We start from the raw sequence: 468 nt of genomic DNA, 5'->3' as shown, positions 1-468 counted from the left end.
GGGAAAGAGCTAGACGTTTTAATTGTCTCGCAATCAGCGATTTGTTATGCTCTAAAGCGAACTAAAGATAACGCATAAAAAAAAGATTAACCAACATCCAAAAGCCGACACAGAGAAAAGAGAGCACTTTCAAGAACAAATAGTGGATAAGACCGCTCAAGACAAACCGATAGTCTATCTTGATGAATGTGGTTTTAAAGCCTTTGCTCATAGACCTTATGGCTACAGCACAAAAGGACAAGTTTGTCATGGAAGTGATAACTGGCATTTAAAGAACCAGAGCAATGCGATTGGAGCCATTATCAATGGAGAATTGTTTGCCTTACGCTTATATGATGGTTCTATTAACAGCGATATTTTCTCTCATTGGGTGAGAGAAGCACTGTTACCTGAGTTACCTAAAAACAGTGTAATTGTCATGGACAATGCCGCTTTTCATAAACGCAGTGATATTCAAGCAATCATTGA

General features: G+C 38.5%; 1 protein-coding gene. It reads left to right on the top strand.

The window, feature by feature from the left end:
• Positions 1–142: 142 nt before the first annotated feature.
• The coding region (locus tag A5N85_RS13850; RefSeq protein ID WP_072577650.1) for a transposase at positions 143–468 on the top strand (326 nt) is incomplete at its 3' end.

Origin of the sequence: Suttonella ornithocola, from assembly GCF_001889065.1 — a bacterium.
In the GTDB taxonomy this organism is placed as follows: Bacteria; Pseudomonadota; Gammaproteobacteria; order Cardiobacteriales; family Cardiobacteriaceae; genus Suttonella_A; species Suttonella_A ornithocola.
This window is presented reverse-complemented; position numbering and strand designations above follow the sequence as displayed.